The sequence below is a fragment of the uncultured Chryseobacterium sp. genome (genome assembly GCF_936933875.1).
GTDB lineage: Bacteria > Bacteroidota > Bacteroidia > Flavobacteriales > Weeksellaceae > CAKZIK01.
On sequence record NZ_CAKZIK010000070.1, the window covers coordinates 39950 to 62672 of the forward strand.

A 22723-nucleotide genomic window follows, 5' to 3' on the forward strand; every position below is an offset into this window, starting at 1 on the left:
TATATTTTTTTAATATTTATTAATTAAGTTCTTTCAAAAATTTTTCAGGGATAAATTGCTTTAAAATTGGAATTTGTTTTTTTTCGATAACCGTAAATTTCCAATTTTTAAAATCTGATGAATTAGCTACTGTAATTTTTGTAGTGTTTATCTCAAAAAAATCAGTTTTTTCATTATAGCGCACCTGATTATAACCAAACTCACCTTGCAATGCTGCCAACAAATCCTTAGGTTTTACCTTAGAATCCTTGAATTTCATATCAAGTCTTTGATTATAAATTAGTTTTAAATATTTTTTTCCGTTTTCATTTACCACATTCTCATCGATGATTATATTTTCAGGAGGATGCATTCTAAATTCCATTTCAGGAGCATTCATCACCATCTCCATCATTTCGATTAATTGCTCCTTTGGAACTATTTTAAAAAAATCTTCATTTGCATACAGATCCATTGCTTTCTTAAAATCCTTATTAGAAATCAATGAATTATAATCCCGAAATTGTTTTTCCACATGAGTTTTCAAATTCTGTCCAAAAAATAGGGCAGAAAAAAGAATAAACAGTAAAAGAAAAATATTTTTGGTCATAAAATTACGCAGTTACCGGTCTTTTTGCAGGTGCATCATCAAGGTCGAAAACTTTGTTGATGATGGCGTTTTGGTTTCGCTCAAACATTTTGTGACTTCCTGGAGCCGGAGAACCACTTGGAACCGGTGCGATTACCTGAATTCCCGTGTCTCTGAAATTTCTTAAAATATAGCTCCAAGCTCCCATATTTTCAGGTTCTTCCTGAACCCAAAGCAATGATTTTCTGTTGGAATATTTCGCGAAAATCTCTTCGATTTTATCTTGTTGAATAGGATAAATTTGCTCGAATCTTACCAAAGCAACATTTTCCATATTCAGTTCTTCTTTTTTCGCTAATAATTCGTAGTAAATTTTCCCCGAACAAAGAATTAGTTTTTCAACTTTAGCAGCATCTGCAGTCGCATCATCAATAATTGGCTGGAATGTTCCGTTTGCAAAATCTTCAAGCGGAGAAACCACTTTTGGATGTCTCAACAAAGATTTAGGCGACATCACTACCAAAGGTTTTCTAAAGTTCCACTTCAACTGTCTTCTCAACAAGTGGAAGTAGTTTGCAGGCGTAGTTACGTTCGCAACAACCATATTTTCGTTCGCACAAAGCGTTAAGAATCTTTCCAATCTTGCTGAAGAGTGTTCTGCACCCTGTCCTTCAAAACCATGAGGAAGAAGCATCACCAATCCGTTCTGGATTTTCCATTTTTCTTCAGCGGCAACCAAATATTGGTCAACAATAATCTGTGCTCCGTTCACAAAATCTCCAAATTGCGCTTCCCAAATCGTCAAAGTATTTGGTGAAGCCATCGCATATCCGTAATCAAAACCGAGAACGCCATATTCCGAAAGATGCGAATTAAACACATCAAAACGGCTGTCTGAAATATGTCTTAAAGGAATGTATTCTTCCTCTGTATCTTCCGTTTTCACGACTGCATGACGGTGAGAAAACGTACCTCTTTCCACATCTTCCCCCGAAATTCGGACATTGCTTCCTTCTGTAAGCAGTGTGGCGTAAGCCAACCATTCTCCTAAAGCCCAATCAAGCGAGTTGGCTTCGATTTGCTTTAAGCGGGTTTCGAAAAGTCTTGTAATTTTATTGATGAATTTTTTGTCTCCTGGTAAAGTTGACATTTTCACCGCTAGTTTCTTTAGCTCATCGATGTTAAATCCTGTATTTACAGGGATTTCAACGGCACCTTTTGCACAGATCGGATAATTTTTCCAATCATCTGCCATGAAAATATCCATGGTGTTTTTTTCGATTTCCTTGGAAGCATCGTAATCTGCATCAAGAAGCGTTTTGAATTCGGTTTCCATTTTCTTTAAAACCTCATCAGAAACAACTCCTTCCTTGATCAATTCATTTTTATAAATTTCTCTTGGATTTGGGTGTTTTGAAATGACTTTATATAAATTTGGCTGAGTAAATCTTGGTTCGTCGCCTTCGTTGTGACCGTATTTTCTGTAGCCCAACAAATCAATATACACATCTTTCCCAAACTGTGCACGGAAATCCGCCGCAAATCTAATCGCGTGAACTACCGCTTCCACATCGTCTGCATTAACGTGCATTACAGGAGATTCCGTCACTTTCGCAATGTCTGTACAGTAAACCGAAGAACGGGCATCCAAATAATTCGTAGTAAATGAAACCTGGTTGTTCACCACGATATGAACTGTTCCGCCAGTTTTATATCCGTCCAAAGTCATCATCTGTGCAACTTCGTACACAATTCCCTGCCCTGCAATCGCACCGTCTCCGTGGATAACGATTGGCAAAACTTTTTTATAGTCTTTGTATTTGTTATCTACTTTCGCGCGGCAAATCCCTTCCACCAAAGCTGCAACCGTTTCAAGATGTGATGGGTTTGGTGTTAAATTAATCGCTACTTCTTCTCCAGAAGCTGTTTTAACAATTTTAGAAGAACCTAAGTGATATTTTACGTCTCCGGAGAATACATCTTCCTCAAATTCTTTTCCTTCAAATTCAGAAAAAATTTGCTTGTAAGATTTCCCGAAAATATTGGTCAAAACATTTAATCTTCCACGGTGAGCCATACCCAAAACTACTTCATCAACGCCGTGTTGTGAAGAACGGGTAATCAATTGGTCCAAAGCAGGAATTAATGATTCACCACCTTCCAATGAAAATCTTTTCTGTCCAACGAATTTGGTGTGAAGATAATTTTCGAAAGCAACAGCCTGATTCAGCTTCAGCAAAATTTCAGTTTTTTCATCTGAAGAAAGCTGCGGATGGTTTTCGTTAACATGAAGCCACTCTCTGATGAATTTTTTCTCGTCCACATTATTGATGTGCATATATTCCACACCAATAGAATCGCAGTAAATGTTCTGAAGATGGGCAATAATTTCCTGTAAAGTTGCTGCAGCAGGCATTCCTGTTTCTGTAGCAGAATTGAATTTTTTGCCTAAATCTTCTTTTGAAAGACCAAAATTTTCAATATCCAAAGTCGGCTCATAATGTCTTCTCTCACGAACCGGATTGGTTTTTGTAAACAAATGTCCGCGCTGTCTGTAGGCTTCGATAAGGTTTACGACTTTAAATTCTTTCAGAATATCATCCGGAACTGCTCCCGAACTAACGGCCTGAGAAATTTGTGCAGGAGCGGAAACTGCATACGCTTCATCTTCCGCATAATTTTCCAATGCAAAATCGAATCCCTGGAAAAAAGCCTTCCACGAAGGTTCCAAAGAATCCGGATATTTAAGGTATTGTTGGTATAAATCCTCGATTAACTGAGAATGTGCTGCGTTTAGGAATGAAAATTTGTCCATTATTTACAGTTGTCTTTTCTATGCAAAATGTTAAACCACAAATTTACTAAAAAAAAGCGAACCCTTAAAGCATAAAAACCCTTAAATATTAGTTAAAACAAAAGATATCAATTGCATTTTTTTAGAAGGCTTGTAATAGACGTAAACTATAAAAAATTTTCCTGAATATCTTTTTTATCAATCGAAATGATAAAATTTTTGGTATAGAATTAATTTGAAAATCAAACTATTTAAACACCGGCAACGCAATCTTCATCGCCACATCGCTTCCTTCCGTTGGCACTTCAATAAAAGTTTGCTGAAGCTGTCCGTTTCGCATGGTGTCTTTTTTCGCTTTGTTCAACAGCTGCTGAATCGCACGAACTCTACCCGCGTAATTTCCTTTATAGTACATCACGTAGGTCTGCGAAGGATTTACCGTTCGGAAACTGAAATTATTATCAGAAATGCCTACTCTTTTCGACAAAGGAATACCGTAGAAATATGAAACTTCTTTGTCTTTGTAATTGTTAGCGTCGGTTAAGAGCACAGGTAAGCCGAATTCGTCATCACGTTTTTGCAAGTCTGTTGTGATGTAATTGTACACTTTATTGTGGTTCAGAACGATGTTTTTGAATAATGCATCTTTCTTGTTCGAAGTACTTACATTTACGCCAAGAATAAGGGAACCTTCATCTTTTTCAACCATCAGACTGTCGTATTTTATCGCCGCCATTTGCTTGTCTTTGTCCACTTTATTACTCAATAAATTGATTAGATTTTTCATGCTTTTGTCGAGATTTTCAACAAAATCAGATTCTGTCCAAAGATTTACAGAACGTTTCAGCAAAGGAACTCTGGGTGTACTTACAGTCCAAATCAGTTTGGTTTGATTAGCGGATAGTGGTTTAAATTTAATGTTGATTAAATACGGATTGGCCTGACTTTTCTCGAACAACTGATATTTCAGCGTGCTGTTTGGATTTTCGTAACGGATGAACATTTCACCGCTTTTTTCGCTTCCATCTTCCTGAAAAGACATCGCTGCTCCTTTTCCTTCGTAAGGCGAGTAAAAATCAGTGGTAATCTTTTTGGATTTTACAAAATAATTGTTCCAGCGGGTAAAATTCTGAAGGTTGTTGAACTGCGGAAACACTTTTTCCACAGGATAATTGATGGTTTTTTCCACCCTGAAAGATTTACTTTCTTCCACAAAAAAATACATCGCAACCGCGTAAATTCCTAATAACAAAAGAATTCCGAGCAAAGTGAATTTCATCCAACGCATTCGGCAAAAATAAAAAAAATGAGTGACCTTAAAAAGACCACTCAAAATTATTTTTAAATAAAATTTTCTTTAAAATTTTAAACTTTGTCAAAGATTTTGAACTTTGACAAAGTGGCAGGACAATTAAGGAATTTGCGTTCCTTCTTTAATCACCGCACCTTTCTTCACCACCACAATTCCGTCTTTAATAGAATGCGTGTCGAAATCAGCATCGGGAAGATATTTTCCACCTATAATTCTCACATTATCACCGATGTAGCAGTTTTTATCCAAAATTGCTTTTTCGATGTAGCAATATTTGCCGATACCCAAGTTTGGCGTTCTGGAATTGTCGTTGGCAACAATTTCTTTGGTATCCTGATAATAATCTGCACCCATCATATAGGTATTCATCAATGTACTTCCCCTGTCAATACGGCTTCTGTTTCCTACTATTGAATTTTCAATTTTATCGGCCATTACAATACATCCGTCTCCAAAAATGGCTTTACTAACATAAGAACCTAAAATTTTGGATGGAGGCAGCATTCTCGCTCTTGTGTAAATTGGTGAAGTGCTGAACAAATTGAATTTCGGGAAATCCGTTGTTAAATCAATATTCGCGTCAAAGAAAGAATCGATGGTTCCAATGTCTGTCCAATAACCGTCGTACTGGAAGCTCAATGTTTTATACGTACCAATTCCGTTTGGAATGAGCTCTCCACCAAAATCGTCTCCCGGATCTTCATCGAACATTTTTTTCAAAACATTTTTACTAAAAACATAGATTCCCATCGAAGCCAGATATTCTTTTCCTTCGGATTTGCTTTTTTCGGAAACTTCAGATTTCCAGTCCCCCAATAATTCTACGGAAGGTTTTTCGATAAACGAAGTGATATTTCCTTCGTCATCAGACTTCAAAATACCAAAACCGGGCGCATCTTTCGAGTTTACCGGAATGGTTGCAATGGTAATATCTCCGTCATTTTCGCAGTGGAAATCTATCATTTCACGAAAATCCATTTGGTACAACTGGTCTCCGGAAAGAATCAAAATATAATCGTAATCATATTTATCCAAATGCTTCATAGATTGTCTTACCGCATCTGCAGTTCCTTGATACCACTGGTCGTTTTCAACATTTTGTTCTGCGGCCAAAATATCAACAAAACCTTTGCTGAAAATATCGAAATGGTAAGAATTTTTGATGTGCGAATTCAAAGAAGCCGAATTAAACTGTGTTAACACCAAAATCTTGTTGTAGCCCGAATTCAGACAGTTGGAAATTGGGATATCCACCAACCTGTATTTTCCGGCAATAGGAACCGCAGGTTTTGAACGGGAATATGTAAGAGGGAAAAGTCTCGTTCCTCGACCTCCTCCAAGTACGATTGAAATTACATTCGCTTTCATATTTTTATGTGGCATTTTGTGAAAATTTTAGTTGAATTCGTGTTTTTATCTGTTGTATAAATTTACGTAATTTTCTGCAGATTTCTCCCAAGAAAAATCATAATTCATATTCGAATTGACGAGATTTTTCATCAAATCCTTATCATGATAAATATGTAAAGCCCTGTGCATTGCATGAACCGCGTCGTCAGAACCTGCACCAGTGAAATTAAGGCCGCTTCCTCCGGTTGAAATATCTTCTACAGTATCCCTTAATCCTCCTGTATATCGCACAATAGGAACTGTTCCGTAACGCATGGCGTACATTTGGTTCAAACCGCAAGGTTCTACACGTGAAGGCATCAATAGAAAGTCTGCAGAAGCATAAATTTTATGCGATAACGCTTCTTTGTAACCTAAATCCAACGCGAAATTGCTGAAAACATAATCCATTTCTTTCAAACGGTGTTCAACATAAGTATCACCGGAACCCAGCACGATTACATTGAGTGCGCCGTGTGTTTGCTGAATACTTTTCTGAATAATTTCCGGAAGCAAATCTGCTCCTTTTTCTCCTGCAAATCTTCCGATAAAGCCAAATAAAGGCAAATCCGGGTTCAAACCATAATCTTCGCAGAGTTCTTTTTTATTTTTTTTCTTGCCTGCAATTGCGCCTTTTTTGTCGTAGTTGTAGGTTATCATTCCATCTGTTTTGGGATCCCAAACTTCGGTATCAATTCCGTTGATAATTCCGAAAGCTTTTGCGTGTTCCTGCTGAACCAAAACTTCCAATCCACGGAAACTTTGGAACAATTCTTCCAAATATCCCCCCGAAACTGCATTGAAAGCATGACAGCATTTCAGCATTGCAGCCAAAGGATTAATGCGTCCTTCCCAATCTAACAAGCCCCATTTCCAGCCATCAAACCAAGGCATATAATTCGCCATTTCCCAACTCATCGCACCTTGATATTCGCCGTTATGAATGGTTCCAATGGTTTTCACGCCTTTTAAAAATTGAAAATCAGGACAGTTTTCTATCATAAACGGAACTAAACCTGTGTGATAATCATGACAGTGTAAAATATCCGGACGAATTTGCATTGCACTTAACCAATGTAAAACTCCATGTTGAAAAGCCAAAAACTGCTGACTCTCATCCCAATATCCATAAGGATTATCACGGTCCAAAAGTCCCGGAATTTTCACCAGATACAGTTCAAAACCCAAAGCATTTGAACGTTCCTTCATCACCTGAACCTGAAACATGTGATGACTTTGGTGAATCAACCCATCAAAAACAATTTCGAAATCGTGGTCGTAAACAAAAGGACGGTTGTACCAAGGCATAACAACTTTGGCATCCATTCCCTCAATTTTATTCTGGTATTTTGGTAACGCTCCTACAACATCGGCCAAACCGCCAACTTTAGCGACTGGATAACACTCCATGCTCAAATGAAAAACTTTCATAGGAATTGGTTTAGATTTCTTTTTTGGCATCGTATGCCGCTTTTTTTAGTTTTGAAACTTTTGGTTCTGCTTCTGCTTTTCTGGTCACTTTTGCATTGGCAGGTTTTGTTCTTGTAGCAGGTTTTGTTTCCTTCGAAAGTGCTTTAGAATCAATTTTTGCTTCTGCTTTTGTTCCACTCACTACTTCTGCAGAAATAATACTTTCTGTCGCTTCCGTTTTTGATTTCACGACTTTCTTTGTCGTCATTGCAGTTTTCTTAGGAGCAGCAACCTTTTTGGAAGCCACCGATTTTGCGGTCACTTTGGATTCTTTATTAGGTGATGTAACTGCACTTGCAGAAACAATTGGCTCTTTTTTAGCAGTAGCCGATTTTTTAGCGGGAGTTTTCTTCCCGGTAGCTTTCAGATGAATTTCTCCGTCTAAAGTTGCTTCGGTTTTCGAAGATTTTTTAGGCTTTGTTTTTTTTGTTTTTTTTTGCTTCAAAACAACACCAGCAAGAGGTGGAAGTCTTAATACAACCGCATTTGGACGGTACATCCATTCATCATCTTCTTCATCAACAATTTCTGCCATTACGCCACTTCCGCCATATTTTTTATCATCTGAATTCAGGATAACTTCCCAACTCGTTCCTTCATCAACGCCAATTTTATAATCGAAAACTCTTGGCGTTAAATTCAAAACCGTCATGGTGACATCATCTTCGGTTTTTCCTTTTCTTAAATAAATATAGATGGAATTATTGCTGTCGTTGGCTTCAACCCAATCAAAACCATAATGATTAAACTGATTTTCGTACAATGAAGTTTCAGATTTATACAAATGAAGCAAATCTTTTACATAATCCTGAAGGCCTTTGTGAACGGGATATTCAAGCAAATGCCAATCTAAACTGCGGCTAAAATTCCATTCGTTGGTTTGCCCGAATTCACAACCCATAAACAGTAATTTCGCACCGGGATGCGTAAACATATACGTGTACAAAGCACGAAGATTGGCAAATTTTTGCCATTCGTCTCCAACCATTTTATAGATTAAACTCGCTTTTCCGTGCACCACTTCGTCGTGAGACAAAGGCATCATATAATTCTCATTATACATATACATCGATGCAAAAGTGAGTTTATTATGATGATACTTTCTATTGATAGGGTCTTCTTTAAAATATTTCAGCGTATCATGCATCCAACCCATCATCCATTTCATTCCGAAGCCAATTCCGCCATCGTGAACAGGTTTTGTGAGCAGTGGAAAATCTGAACTTTCCTCCGCAATCGTCATTGTATCGGGATATTCTTTATAAACCGCGGTATTGAATTCCTGCAAGAATTTTTTTGCTTCAAGGTTGACGTTTCCACCGAAAATATTAGGTTCCCATTCTCCTTCATTTCTGGAATAATCAAGATGAAGCATAGAAGTCACCGCATCCACACGAAGTCCGTCTGCATGATATCTGTCTAGCCAAAATAGCGCGTTTGAAATCAGAAAAGATTTAACCTCCGGTCTTCCGTAATTAAAAATATGGGATTTCCAGTCGGGATGAAAGCCTTTTCTCGGGTCTTCATGCTCGTAAAGATAAGTTCCGTCGAAAAAGTGCAAACCGTTGGCGTCGCCCGGAAAATGGGACGGAACCCAATCGAGAATTACACCGATATCATTTTTGTGAAGTTCATTAATTAAAAACATTAAATCCTGCGGAGAACCAAAACGCGATGTTGCCGCAAAAAATCCGGTCACCTGATATCCCCAACTTGGATCATAAGGATATTCCATCACCGGCATAAATTCCACATGCGTGAAACCCATTTCCTTAATGTAAGGAACTAATCTTTCGGCAATTTCTTTATAGTTGAAGAACTTTTCGGGATCGTCTGTTCCGCGCATCCACGAACCCAAGTGCATTTCGTAAACCGAAAGCGGCGCTTCGAGATTATTTTTTTTCCATCTTTCTTGCATCCAACTTTCATCATTCCATTCAAACCAAGTAGTAGAAACGAGTGATGAAGCCTGAACATTCTGTTCCCAACTTAAAGCAAAAGGGTCGCTTTTCTCCAATAAAACACCTTTTTCAGTTCGGATGCCGTATTTATAAAGAGTTCCCCAAGTTAAACCTGCAATAAATCCTTCCCAAATTCCTGAACCATCCCATCTTGGATACAATTTGTGCGAATAAGAATGCCATCCGTTAAAATTTCCGATAACAGAAACTTCTTTTGCGTGTGGCGCCCAGACTGAAAAATAAACTCCGTTCGTTCCGTTATTTTCAACAGAATGCGAACCGAATTTATCGTAAAGACGAAAATGTTTCCCCTCTTTAAAGAGATAAATATCGTGTTCGGTAAAAAGTGAAAAAGGCTGAACTGAGCTCATAATTTGTGATTTATTTTTTTAATGTTTTCAGCATACTAATTTACAAATTATCAGTTTATTTTATCATTTTAAGACAATAAAATTTCATCATAACCCTAAAAAAAGTATTCCTTTCGTAAATCTATTAAATTTTCGGATGTTAACCTTAATTCATCTAAATAATTTTAGCCTGAGGAAAATATTTTCTAAATTTATCTTTTAAAACTGTTCAAAAGCTGATGAGATTTAATCTGTACACAGAAGATGTAGATGCGAGAGCGATATTTATTACCGGAAATTTCAACGGCTGGAAGCCCAAAGACCTTAGTTACGAGCTTCAACGAACAGATGCCAACAATTTCTACATTGATGTAGAAGACGAAATTCTCCCCGAAAAAATCGAATACAAATACACGAAAGGTGGCTGGGAAAACGTAGAGCTCGACAAATTCGGAAGCATTACACCCAACAGAAAAACCACTAAAAAAAGAAAGGAAATCAATGACACTGTTGATAAATGGCGTTTGAACTGGGGTCCTTTCAAAGAAGAATTTTTCCCGATTGTAGAAGTTATTTCAGAGAAATTTTATATTCCGCAACTCGACCGTTACCGAAAAGTTTGGGCGCTTCTTCCCTACGATTATTATACATCAGAAAAAACTTATCCCGTTCTTTATTTACAGGATGCGCAGAACCTTTTTAATGAAAATTCTGAGTTTGGGAACTGGGAAATCGATAAAAAACTTTCGCTTCTTGCAGAATACGGACGTGGAGATTTAATTGTTATCGCTGTAGAACATGGAAGTGAAGACCGTATTAAAGAATATATTTTTGATAACGATTCTGTCGCTAAAGGTTCCGAAGGAAAAAAATACATCCGTTTCATTACTGATACATTAAAACCTTACGTTGATTTAAATTTCCGAACTAAAAGAGACCGTGAAAACACCGGAATTGGTGGCAGTTCTCTAGGTGGTTTAATCAGTATTTACAGTGGTTTTCTGTATCCGGAAGTGTACAGCAAACTCATGATTTTTTCTCCTTCACTTTGGGTGGAACCACAGAATAATTTCCCTTTGTTGAGTTTCCGAAATCCTTACAACATCAAAATTTATCTTTATGGTGGTGAATTAGAAGGCTCAAGAATGGTAAAAAGAATCCGAGTTTTTGAAAATAATTTACAGAAATGGGAGTATAAAAAACTGTTCAATTTCGAATTTAAGACCAACATCAATCCGGAAGGAACTCATAACGAATTTTACTGGTCACAGGAATTTCCGAAAGCTGTAGAATGGCTGTTCTACAATAATGAGGGAAATCCGGCGGAAGTCGCACCACAACTACAATCCGAAGACTTAAACTACGAAGCTAATGATTAAAATTTTCAATAAAAACAATAAAAAGTACACTCAGGTTTTCAATTTTTTCACCGAAGAAAATTGGGAAAAACAAAAAAGTAATTACACCAAAAATTTTCAGGCTTTTTTCAGTGGAAAAAAAGCTGAATTTGCCGTTATTACTGATGATGAAACAACTCAATATTTTATAGGAATCGGAAAGGAAAATTTTCAAAATTTTGAATTGCAGCAGGTAGCGAACAAATTTTCCATTCAAAACAAAAAAAATCTTCAGGCTGCCCCAACAAAAATCAACGGAGATTTCAGCGAAGAAGAGTTTTCGGAAATTGTAAAAGGGCTTTTGCTGGGAACATACAGCTATCCTTTCAAACCAGAACACGCTTTCTGGGATAAAAATTTTGAGCTTCATTACGAACATTTAAGCCAGAAAAAACTGGACAAAATTTCTGAAAAAGCATCAGCAATCTTCAATGGACAAAGCGTTTGCATGGATTGGTTAAACAAACCTGCGAATTTTAAAAACGCAGAACAAATCAACTCTTTTCTTAAAAATCTAGCCAAAGAAAAAAAACTGAAATACACCGTTTTCAACCGTAAAAAATGCGAAGAATTGGGTTTAGGCGCGTATCTTTCGGTTAATCAGGGAAGTGCAAAAGATGCCGCTTTTACCATTTTAGAATATAAATCTGCAGAAAAAAATGCAAAGACAGTTGGTTTAGTTGGAAAATGCGTTTTGTTTGACACAGGCGGAATTTCTCTGAAAAATCCAGATAATATGCACTACATGAAAAGTGATATGGGAGGCGCAACTGCGGTGATTGGAGCTTTAATTTCCGCTGCAGAACTTCAGCTTCCTATCAATATTATCGCGATTTTGCCTATTACGGACAATGCCATTTCCCGCGATGCATATCTTCCAAGTGATGTGATTAAAGCTTATAACGGAAAAACGATTGAGGTTCTGAACACCGATGCAGAAGGGCGAATGACCCTTGCAGACGGACTTTCTTACCTCTCGAAAAATTATAAAACCGATGTTCTTTTAGATTTGGCCACTTTAACCGGAAGTGCGGTACGAATGTTTGGTGATACTTGTGGAGCACTCTTTTCCAATGATGAAAAATTGATGAAAAACATTTTGAAATCTGCTGATAAAACCAATCAACGGCTTTGGAATCTTCCCCTTTGGGATGTTTGGAAAGACGATATCATTTCGGATGTTGCAGATTTTAAGAATATCTCAATGAAACCGATTGGAGATTGCATAGTTGCAGCCAAATTTTTAGAACAATTCATTGAAAATCATCCAAGTTGGGCACACTTTGATATTGCAGGAGTAGCATTTGGAAATGTTGGTTACGCGAAGGAAAAAGCTGCAACCGGATACGGAGTACAACTTTTGGTCGATTTTATTGAAAATTTTCAGTAAATCTTTAGTTTATTAGAAAATTTCTCCCTATAATTGAAAGTGAATTTCCATATCTCGAAGAAATTTGAAAAATCAGTATTGATTATTTAATAATTTTTCTCTTTCTTTTTTGAAAATTCATCAATTTTTAAAAATCACTCAAAATGGAGAAAACTATCGTTTGCATTTCCTGTTACTATAAAGGATATGATTTTATGGACGAGATGAAGAAACTTGGTAACAAAGTTATCCTCATTACATCGGAAAATATCAAAGAAAAAAACTGGCCATGGCATGCTATTGACGAAGTTTTCTACATGGCCGAAGTGGAGCCTTCCATTTGGAATCTCGACCATTTGGTTCAGGGATTTTCTCATTTAATGAAGTCCCGAAAAGTGGATGCAGTAGTTGCTTTGGACGATTATGATGTTGAAAAAGCTGCTTTAATCCGCGAAACGTTCCGAATTCCGGGAATGGGACAAACAACACACCGATATTTCCGTGATAAACTGGCAATGCGACAGATGGCCAAAGATTCAGGCATCGATGTTCCGGAATTTACCTCTATTTTTAATGATGAAGTGATTGATGAATTCGCAGACAAAGTTCCCTCACCTTGGGTTCTAAAGCCACGTTCAGAAGCTTCTGCGACGGGAATCAAAAAACTAAATTCCAAAGAAGAACTTTGGGAAGTCGTGAATGCTTTAGGTGAAGAAAGACACAAATTTTTGTTGGAAAGTTTCAAACCCGGCGACGTTTTTCATGTAGACAGTTTAACTTTCAAGAAAGAAATTGTTTTCACTTCTGCTTCACAATATTTAGCTCCGCCCATGCAGGTTTCTCATGAAGGCGGCGTTTTCCGCTCCAAAACTTTAAACCGTTATTCGGAAGAGTTTAAGGCACTTGAAGAAGCTAACAGAAAAGTTTTAACCAATTTTGGTTTGCAAAACGGCGCTACACATACCGAATTTATCCGTGGAAAAGCAGACGGAAAATGGTACTTCCTCGAAACTTCTTCCAGAGTTGGAGGTGCACATATTCCGGATTTGGTGGAAGCTTCAAGCGGAATTAATATTTGGAGAGAATGGGCAAAAATTGAAGATGCACTTCTCCGAAACAAAAGTTATGAGGTTGCAAAACCAACAGGATTTTCTGCAGGATTAATTATTGCTTTGGCCAAAGAATTAAAACCGGATTACGCAGAATTTGAATGTGAAGAAGTGGTAAGGTTTTTACCGATAGATTACCACGTCGGAATCGTTTACAAATCTGATAAAACAGAGATGGTTCAGCAAAGACTCGATGAAGCAGCAGAAAAAATTAATGACCATCACCTGAATATTTTGCCCCCAAAAAGCAAACCATCTAGCTAGAACACTTACCTATTTGAATTAAAAAATATTTTATGCCAAAAATTGAGCACACCGATTTCTACTCCCATATTTTAGGAATGAGCCTCAATGTGGAAGTTACAGGACATTATGGTTATCCTATCATTATGTTTCCAACTTCACGTGGTTCTTATACCCAAAACCACGATTTTAAACTGAACGAAAGCATCAATTGGTTTATAGAACAGGGAATTGTAAAATTATATAACGTACAAACCATTGACGGTTTAAGTCTTTACGACAAAGGAATTCATCCTGCAGACAGAATCCGCAACTACGAAATGTGGGTTCAGTTTATGAGGCAGGAATACGTTCCCTATATTCAAAAAGTTCATCAAACACACCGTGTCGCTGTTGCAGGAGCAAGTTTCGGAGGTTATCATGCGTCCAATTTCGCTTTCCGATATCCGGATTTAGTTTCGCACATGTTCTGTCTTTCCGGCGCTTTTACCATTCGAGATTTTATGGATGGCTACAGCGATGATTTGGTTTATTTCAACTGTCCGCGTGAATTCGTGAACAACGACGAAGCCTGGAAATACAAACACATGCACATTGTTTTAAGCACTTCCGACCAAGATATTTGTCTGGAACAAACCAGAGAAATGGCCGGGATTTTAACTTCAAAAGGAATCAACCACTGGTACGACGAAAGAAAATGGATTTCACACGACTGGCCTTTGTGGAGAATGGTTTTCCCAATGTTTATCGGAAGATTTTTCGGGTAAAGTTATGGTTTGAATTTTCAAATTTTCAAATCGACACATTTTCAAATTTTAAATATTAAAAAAACATATTATGGCAAAAAAAGTAGGAATATTATTCGGAATGGAAGACACTTTTCCGTGGGCTTTTATCGATAGAGTAAATGAATTGGGCGGCGGTAAAATTATCGCCGAACCCGTTCAGATTGATAAACTGGAACAGGGTGCAGATTATGGCTACGCAGTAATTATCGACAGAATTTCGCAGGACGTTCCTTTCTACAGAGCATACCTGAAAAATGCAGCAGTTAATGGAACTTATGTCATTAACAATCCTTTTTGGTGGAGTGCTGACGAAAAATTTTTCAACAACGCTTTGATGTCGAAACTGGGAATCCCGCTTCCTAAAACCGTTTTGCTTCCGTCTCATGAAAGACCAACCAACACAAGTGAAACATCTTTTAGAAACCTAAAATTCCCTCATGATTGGGATTATATTTTCAATTACATCGGTTTTCCGGCTTACATGAAACCTCACGACGGTGGTGGTTGGAGAAACGTTTACCGAGTTGAAAATCCTGATGATATGTGGGAAAAATTAGGCGAAACTGAACAGTTGGTGATGATGGTGCAGGAAGAAATTGTTTTCGAAGATTATTACAGAGTGTATTGTTTGGGGAAAAAATACGTGCATATTATGCCTTATGAACCAAGAAATCCACATCATTTAAGATACGCAACAACGCATCAAACAGAAGGTGAAGCACGTGAAAAACTGCTGAAAACTATTCACGATTACACCATTAAAATGAATGAAGCTTTAGGATACGATTTCAACACTGTTGAATTTGCAGTTCGCGACGGAATTCCTTATGCTATCGACTTCTGTAATCCGGCTCCTGATGCAGACCGAAATTCCGTGGGTGAAGAAAACTTTGCGTGGATTGTAGAACACGCTGCAAAATTTGCTATTGAAAAAGCGAAAGAATACAAACCGGGAACTCCAAACATTTCATGGGGAACTTTTGTAAAAGATTCGGTGAAGTAATCTTTCTTAAATCATTGAAAAAAAATTGTTGAATGCAACCAAAACCCTTTCAGAATAAAAAACTGAAAGGTAATTTAAAAACACAAAACTATGCACCAATTCACCATCGGAATCGAGGAAGAATATCAAATCATTGATGTAGAAAGCCGTGATTTGGTTTCCCATGTTTCCAAAATTATCGAAGGCGGAAAAGCCACTTTAAGCGAAAATTTAAAGCACGAAATGCATGAATCCATGATTGAAATGGAAACCGGCATTTGCCAAAATATTCATGAAGCACGGTCGGAACTTACGCAACTTCGTCAGCATTTAATTAAAATTGCTCACGAACAGAATCTTCGGGTTTCAGGCGGTGGAACTCATCCTTTTTCCCACTGGAAAGAAAATTCCATCACGCAAGGCGAACGCTACATCAAAATCGTGGATGATATGGGCGATGTTGCGCGTGGAAATCTTATTTTCGGACTTCATGTTCACATCGGAATTCCGAACCGTGAAGAAGGCGTAAGAATTCAGAATGTGATGCGCTATTTTTTGCCGCACATTTATGCACTTTCAACCAATTCGCCTTTCTGGATTGGCAGAAATACAGGCTTTAAATCCTACAGACAGGAAGTTTTTGCCAAGTTTCCAAGAACCGGAATCCCGAGTTATTTCAGCAGCCTTGCCGAATTCGACAGCTATGTTGATTTAATGGTGAAAACCGGAACAATCGATAATGCCAAGAAAATTTGGTGGGATTTGAGAGTTCATCCGTTCTACCCTACTATTGAATTCAGGATTTGCGATATGCCGCTTCGTTTGGACGAAACCGTTTGTTTGGCTGCGATTATGCAGGCTTTGGTGGCTAAAATTTACAAACTTCATCAGCAGAATTTAAGTTTCAGAAGTTACAGAAGACTTTTACTCAACGAAAACAAATGGCGCGCTTCCAAACAGGGTATTGAAGCTCATTTGATAGATTTTGGGAAAGAAGAAAGCGTTCCTTACCACGTACTTTTGGGAGAATTATTGGAATTTATTGATGATGTTGTAGATGATTTGGATTGCCGCAAAGAAGTGGAATACGCCTGGGAAATTATGAAAAACGGAACCGGTGCAGACCGACAACTCAAAGTTTTCGAAGAAACCGGCGACCTTACAAAAGTGGTGGATTATATGATTTCCGAAACCGAATACGGCATAACTCATTCATAATCAAATAACTTTAAATTTTCTAAATTTGTAGCGAAATTAAAAAGTATGAATAAGATAAAATTGGCTTTGCTGGATATGAACAATAACCACGCAAACCAAGGAATGAAGAATATCCGCGAAATTTCACAGCAGTTTAAGGAAACTTCTGCAGAAAATGTAGAAATTACCGTTTTCGATGTGCGTTACAAAAACGAAATGCCCAATGTAGAAGATTTCGATATTTTTATTTCTTCGGGAGGTCCGGGAAATCCGCATCGTGAAGGATATGAATGGGAACAGAAATTTGCAGATTTTTTGAATAAAGTTTGGGAGCACAATAAAAACTCGGAACAGAAAAAGTTTTTGTTTTTGATTTGTCACTCTTTCCAATTGGCAAGTATTCACTGGAGACTGGGCAATATTTGTAAAAGAAAGTCCTACTCTTTCGGTGTAATGCCAATTCATAAAACGTATCAGGGAGAAAATGATTTTCTGCTGAAAAATCTTCCGGAACCCTTTTATGCAGTAGATTCCAGAGCGTATCAGTTCATCGAACCTGACCATAAAAAACTGGATGAAATGGGCATGAAAATCGTAGGTTTGGAAAAAGTTCGTCCGCACATTCATTTAGAAAGAGCAGTGATGGCGATTCGTTTTTCTGAGGAAATTTTTGGGACACAGTTTCATCCGGAAGCCAATCCGGAAGGGATGATTGAAAACCTGAAAGACGACAAAAATAAAAATGCCATGATCGAAAACTACGGCATGGAAAAATATCTGGAAACCCTTGACAGAATGGACGATCCCGATAAAATTTTGTTAACACAGGCGCAAATTTTGCCAAGATTCCTTCAGAACGCAGCTGAACAGATTACGAAGGTTTACGAAATGGCTTGAAGAGCAAAAGACAAATAATACACCTTCGGCAGGCTTTTTTTGCCTGTCGTATTTTTTAATTTCACAAAACACCAATATGATTCCGAAGTACAGAAAACAGTTCAACCAAGAATATTCAAAGGAAAAATACGAGGCTTTAAAAGCCGATCTTACACAAAGAGCCGGAACAGAAACACTTTTCAGAATTTCTGAAAGCCCTATTTTCCTTAGCAAAGATTTTAAAAACAAGCTCGATGAAGCCTGCGAAAGCATCATTGATCAAATTAAAACAATGTCTCCTGAAGAATTGGCGAAAGCAGTTCCGGCAAACTGTAATGTTCCAAATGATACGAATAAACCACATTTTTTGGCCATCGATTTTGGAATCTGCAAAAATGAAAAAGGTGAAATAGAACCGCAGCTTATTGAACTTCAGGCTTTTCCAACACTGTATGCTTTTCAGGAAGAATATGAGGAGGCTGTTTCGGACGCTTTTCCTTTCCTGAAAAATTTGAGAAATTCGCTTCCAAAAGACGAATACATTCAATATTTAAAAGACGTCATTGTTGCCGATGAAAATCCGGAAAACGTTGTTCTGATGGAAATTTATCCCGACAAACAGAAAACCAATATCGATTTTGCTTTAACCGAAAAATATTTAGGAATTAAAACGGTTTGCTTAACAAAAGTAAAAAAAGAAGGCAAAAAACTGTTCTACGAAAATGATGGAAAACTGGTTCAGATTAAAAGAATTTACAACCGCGTGATTTTTGACGAACTCGACAGAATTCCTGACTTAAAAACGGAATTCGATTTCCGTGAAGAAGCCGATGTAACTTGGGTTACGCATCCGAATTGGTTCTTTAAAGTTTCAAAATATATTCTTCCAAAACTGAATCACGCTTACGTTCCGAAAAGTTATTTCTTAAACGAATTTCCTGCCGAAGAAAAATTAGAAAATTTTGTGCTGAAACCTTTGTTTTCATTTGCAGGAAGCGGTATAAATCTGAATCCGACGAAGCAGGACATTGACCGGATCTGTGACAAAGAACATTACATCATGCAGCGTAAGGTCAGCTATGAACCGCTTTTCAAAGACATTAACGGTGAATTTTCAAAAGCGGAAATCAGGATGCTGTATTTTTGGAAAGAAAATGAGGAAAACCCTGTATTAATGGACAATCTCGCACGTATGACAAAAGTTGCTATGGCGAATGTAGATTTCAACAAAAAAGATGCGATTTGGATTGGAAGTTCGATTGCTTTTTTTGATAAAGAGTAATTTGATTTAAAGTTTTATTATGGAAATATATTTGTTTATTTCAAAATAAAGTAATTACTTTGTAATAACAATAAAATTAGAAATGGAACTTTCAGTAATCAATATCGGAAATTCAAAAGGAATCAGACTTTCAAAAACAATTCTGGAAAAATATAATATTCAGGATAAAATCGAACTTGTTCTGGAAAAAGGTTTCATAGTACTCAAACCTAAGGTAGAACCAAGAAAAGGCTGGGAAAAGGCATTCAAAAAAATGCATAAAAACAATGATGATCAGCTTTTAATTGATGATGTTTTCGAAGATGAAAATTTTGAAGAATGGAACTGAATCAGTATGAAGTAGTTCTGGTAAACTTGGATCCTACAATTGGAAGTGAAGTAAAGAAAACACGCCCTTGCGTAATTTTGTCTCCAAACGAAATGAATAAATTTCTACAGACCATTATTATAGCACCATTAACAGGCACTTCAAAAAAATGTCCAACGAGAATTGAGGTTAAAGGTAATACAACAAAAAGTTGGGTAATGATTGATCAAATAAGAACTGTTGACAGAAAGAGGATTATTAAAATCTTTGGAAAGCTTACCGAAAAAGAAATTCTACAAATCAAAAATGTAATACAGGAAACTTTTGTGAATTAAATATTTTTCTTAAATGCTCTACAACAGAGCATTTTTTATTTTGTTTGCTTTAATTTTGCAGCATGAATTATTCAGCAGAACTGAAAAAATTTGTTACCAGTCAGTATGTTTACTCCGGAGTTCGCATTGCTTTGGCAATCGTGATTCCAAGTTTAATATTGGCGTATTTTGGTTTGCTGAAAGAGTATTTTCTTTTTCCTTTGGCAACCAGTTTTGTGGGATTAACAGACCAACCCGGTCCTTTTATTAGACGAAGAAACGCGCTGATTCTTGCCATTATTTGTTTTATTACCGTTGCTGCTATTGCTAGTGTTTTGAAAGATTTTCCGCCTTTGATTTTTCTTGAAATCATTGTTTTCGGGATGTTTTTTTCGATGATTGGCGTTTACGGACAACGTTTGGCTGCAGTAGGTGGCTTAACATTAGTTGTATTTTCAATCTTTATCGATGGACATTTAACCGGTGCTAATATTTTGAAAAGCTTGCTGATTTTTTCGGCGGGATGCATTTGGTTTTTGTTGATTTTCTTCGTGGTGACGAAACTTCAGCCTTACAAACTTGCAGGACAAATGATTGGAGAGAATTATTTGGAACTGGCAGATTACCTCCGAATTAAAGCCAAATTCTATCTTAAAAATCCGGATTTTGGAGGTTTATATCAGGAAGTAATTGCAAAGCAGGTTGTCATCAAAAATCTGCAGGAAGAAACCCGCGAAATGGTTTTCAAAACAAGAACCATCGTTAATGAATCCACTACAACAAGCCGAATTCTAATGCTGATGTTTTTGAATTCTATCGATTTGTATGAAAAACTCATGACTTCAGACCAAGACTACAACAAAATTCATGAAAGTTTTGACAACTCTGAAGTTCTTGAAAAAATTCACCATTATTTGGTGATTTTGGCCGAAGAAATTACCAATATCGGCATTGCTCTTCAGGGAAATATCAAAACGAAATCTATTTACAATATTGAAGCAGAACATCAAAAAATTTATGATGTATATTTTGAGGTAAGAAATCGGGAAATGTCTGCAGATACGCTGGAAAGCTTCATGGCGTTAAGAATGATTTTGGTTCGGATAAATGAAATTACTGAGGATGTAAAAACCAATTACAAAGTGCTGGCTCAAGACAAAAAACTTGCAAAAAGCCTTTCAACCGGACTGGATTATGACAAATTTGTTCCGAAGCAGGAAAAACTCAATTCCAAAGTCTTTTTAAACAACTTTTCACTGAAATCTTCACATTTTCGACATGCTGTTCGGATAACCGTTGCGCTTTTGCTGGGGTATGCGTTTTCGAAACTACATTTTCTCGGAATTGGGCATTCTTACTGGATTCTCATTACCATTATCGCGATTATGAGGCCCGCTTACAGTACAACAAAGCACAGAAATTTGCTTCGTCTTTACGGAACTTTCGCCGGAGCTGTAATTGCTTATCTTCTGCTCACTTTTGTTCACAACAATACCGTTTTACTGTTTATAATGCTTTCGAGCATGATTTTGTGTTTTGCTTTGTTGAAAGGAAAATATTCTTGGGCTGTTTTCTTCATGACAATTTACATCTTCATCGCGTTTAATTTTATGAGTCCGGGAAACGTGAACGGAATTTTTAAAGATCGAATTATCGATACTGCCATTGCCGGAATTATTGCTTTTTTAGTTGCTTATTTCGTGCTTCCTGTTTGGGAACATACCCAGAACAGAAATTTAATGAAAGCATCCGCAAAAGCCAATTTGAGCTATTTTGATGAAGTCATTAATCGGTTTGAAGACCCCGGAAATCAATCTGAAACTTATAAAATTAAAAGAAAAGATGCGATTATCAGCATGGCGAATCTTTCAGATAATTTCCAGCGCATGCTTTCCGACCCAAAAAACCAGCAAAGAAAAATGGAAACCGTGCATCAGTTTGTGAACACAGCACATTTAATTACAGCTTACACTGCTTCTCTTTCACAATATTCAAACTCCGGAAATCAGTTTCCGGAAATAGATATGGAAAGCTGGGACAGAAAAATCTCAGCTGAACTTTCCCGCACAAAAGCACTTTTGGCAGAAGAAACTTTTGATGAAAACATCAAACATGAAAGTAAAATTAAGCCCGAAGATGCAGTGGAAGAATTATTACTGAAAAGAAAAACTGAGATTGAGGAAAACGAGTTTTTTGATATACGTGATCCACAAAGGTTAACCAAACTTACTGAACTTAAAAATATCCGCGAAATTCTGGAACTGCTGTACGACGTTGCCCGCGAACAGAGAAAAGTAACAGAAAACTACGTGAAAATTGTCTAGAAAGGACTTTCCGGCTGAATTTTGTAATGAATTTGATGATTTTCCTCAATAATCGCAAAGAAAAATTCTTCAATTCTGAAAACTCTCGCAATGTAGCGGTCTTCAAAACTATCATCGAAAACGCGGCATTTGATCTCAGATAAATCATTCAAACTGAATTGTTCCACCTCGTAATAATCTTTCAAAGACCAATATTTTGAGGGATGAAGTTTGTACAATGCTTCTTTAATGACCCAAATGACGGTAATCATTTCCACCTCATCTTCGTTTTCTGTCCAAGAGATTTCATTGGGATGAAGAAATTTATGTTTGATTTTAAGAATTTTAGGCATTATTTTCTCCAGATCAATCCCTACTCTTTTCTGCGAAATCGCCAATGAAGCAAAAGGATACGAATGGGTGATGGAAATAAAGGCGTCTTTTGGCTCAAGATAAGGTTGACCGATGGTTTTATACAGGATTTTATGTTCGGGCTTTATCATTTTCAAAAGCTTCCGAATCATCAGATATTCCTTGATTTTTTTAGGATGAAATTTTTGAACGCGTTCTAGATTTTCTTCTTCAACCAACTCTTGCTCATTAAAAGAATCGGCTTCATCGAACTTCCAAAAAAGAATAGTCGCGTTATCGTCGGTAAAATCCTGATAAAAAGGCATTTTTTGCAGTGCAATAATTAGTTCGTAAATTTGCA

At 37.1% G+C, this 22723-nt stretch carries 18 protein-coding genes; 11 read left to right on the forward strand and 7 right to left on the reverse strand.

Going from position 1 to position 22723, the window contains the following annotated elements; genetic code table 11:
- Positions 1-19 precede the first annotated feature (19 nt).
- The 6 genes from Q0252_RS09965 to glgB form a co-directional block, all read right to left on the reverse strand.
- Positions 20-589, reverse strand: a complete 570-nt coding sequence (locus Q0252_RS09965; RefSeq protein ID WP_297985802.1) for a hypothetical protein — start codon at positions 587-589, stop codon at positions 20-22.
- Between the two features lie 4 nt (positions 590-593).
- On the reverse strand, positions 594-3383 hold the full coding sequence (locus Q0252_RS09970; RefSeq protein ID WP_297985803.1) for a 2-oxoglutarate dehydrogenase E1 component: 2790 nt from the start codon (positions 3381-3383) through the stop codon (positions 594-596).
- 226 nt (positions 3384-3609) lie between these two features.
- On the reverse strand, positions 3610-4641 hold the full coding sequence (locus tag Q0252_RS09975) for an SRPBCC family protein (protein WP_297985805.1): 1032 nt from the start codon (positions 4639-4641) through the stop codon (positions 3610-3612).
- A gap of 132 nt (positions 4642-4773) precedes the next feature.
- Entirely contained in the window at positions 4774-6042 is a 1269-nt protein-coding gene (locus Q0252_RS09980) for a glucose-1-phosphate adenylyltransferase (RefSeq protein WP_297985852.1), read from the reverse strand.
- Between the two features lie 45 nt (positions 6043-6087).
- Positions 6088-7524 carry a glycogen synthase gene (locus tag Q0252_RS09985; RefSeq protein WP_297985807.1) on the reverse strand — a complete coding sequence of 479 codons (1437 nt, stop codon included), beginning with the start codon at positions 7522-7524 and terminating at the stop codon, positions 6088-6090.
- Entirely contained in the window at positions 7505-9865 is a 2361-nt protein-coding gene (gene glgB, locus Q0252_RS09990) for a 1,4-alpha-glucan branching protein GlgB (RefSeq protein WP_367174838.1), read from the reverse strand. The genes Q0252_RS09985 and glgB overlap by 20 nt, the downstream gene beginning before the upstream one ends.
- A 218-nt stretch (positions 9866-10083) precedes the next feature.
- On the opposite strand from glgB, the gene Q0252_RS09995 reads away from it, so the two are divergent.
- From Q0252_RS09995 to Q0252_RS10045, 11 genes are all read left to right on the forward strand, one after another.
- Entirely contained in the window at positions 10084-11223 is a 1140-nt protein-coding gene (locus tag Q0252_RS09995) for an alpha/beta hydrolase-fold protein (RefSeq protein WP_297985809.1), read from the forward strand.
- Positions 11216-12631, forward strand: coding sequence for a M17 family metallopeptidase (locus tag Q0252_RS10000; RefSeq protein ID WP_297985811.1), 1416 nt, complete (start codon positions 11216-11218; stop codon positions 12629-12631). Before Q0252_RS09995 ends, Q0252_RS10000 begins: the two co-directional genes overlap by 8 nt.
- 143 nt (positions 12632-12774) lie before the next feature.
- Complete coding sequence (locus Q0252_RS10005; RefSeq protein WP_297985813.1) at positions 12775-13983, forward strand: ATP-grasp domain-containing protein; 1209 nt, start codon at positions 12775-12777, stop codon at positions 13981-13983.
- 32 nt (positions 13984-14015) lie between these two features.
- Entirely contained in the window at positions 14016-14729 is a 714-nt protein-coding gene (locus Q0252_RS10010) for an alpha/beta hydrolase-fold protein (protein WP_297985815.1), read from the forward strand.
- A gap of 70 nt (positions 14730-14799) precedes the next feature.
- Positions 14800-15753 carry a hypothetical protein gene (locus Q0252_RS10015; RefSeq protein WP_297985817.1) on the forward strand — a complete coding sequence of 318 codons (954 nt, stop codon included), beginning with the start codon at positions 14800-14802 and terminating at the stop codon, positions 15751-15753.
- A 90-nt stretch (positions 15754-15843) separates the two neighbouring features.
- Entirely contained in the window at positions 15844-16950 is a 1107-nt protein-coding gene (locus tag Q0252_RS10020) for a carboxylate-amine ligase (protein WP_297985819.1), read from the forward strand.
- A 45-nt stretch (positions 16951-16995) separates the two neighbouring features.
- Entirely contained in the window at positions 16996-17826 is an 831-nt protein-coding gene (locus Q0252_RS10025) for a GMP synthase (protein ID WP_297985822.1), read from the forward strand.
- A gap of 76 nt (positions 17827-17902) precedes the next feature.
- On the forward strand, positions 17903-19087 hold the full coding sequence (locus tag Q0252_RS10030; protein ID WP_297985823.1) for a hypothetical protein: 1185 nt from the start codon (positions 17903-17905) through the stop codon (positions 19085-19087).
- A gap of 82 nt (positions 19088-19169) precedes the next feature.
- The gene (locus Q0252_RS10035) at positions 19170-19415 is read left to right on the forward strand and encodes an AbrB/MazE/SpoVT family DNA-binding domain-containing protein (protein ID WP_297985825.1); all 246 of its coding nucleotides are present in this window, start codon (positions 19170-19172) and stop codon (positions 19413-19415) included.
- Complete coding sequence (locus tag Q0252_RS10040; protein ID WP_297985827.1) at positions 19406-19729, forward strand: type II toxin-antitoxin system PemK/MazF family toxin; 324 nt, start codon at positions 19406-19408, stop codon at positions 19727-19729. The genes Q0252_RS10035 and Q0252_RS10040 overlap by 10 nt, the downstream gene beginning before the upstream one ends.
- Positions 19730-19791: 62 nt before the next feature.
- Positions 19792-22032 (forward strand): FUSC family membrane protein, encoded by a 2241-nt coding sequence (locus Q0252_RS10045; protein ID WP_297985829.1) that lies wholly within the window; start codon positions 19792-19794, stop codon positions 22030-22032.
- Here the strand turns inward: Q0252_RS10045 and Q0252_RS10050 are convergent.
- Entirely contained in the window at positions 22029-22688 is a 660-nt protein-coding gene (locus tag Q0252_RS10050; protein WP_297985831.1) for a 4'-phosphopantetheinyl transferase superfamily protein, read from the reverse strand. The two genes, Q0252_RS10045 and Q0252_RS10050, sit on opposite strands and share 4 nt — an antisense overlap.
- Positions 22689-22723 lie beyond the last annotated feature (35 nt).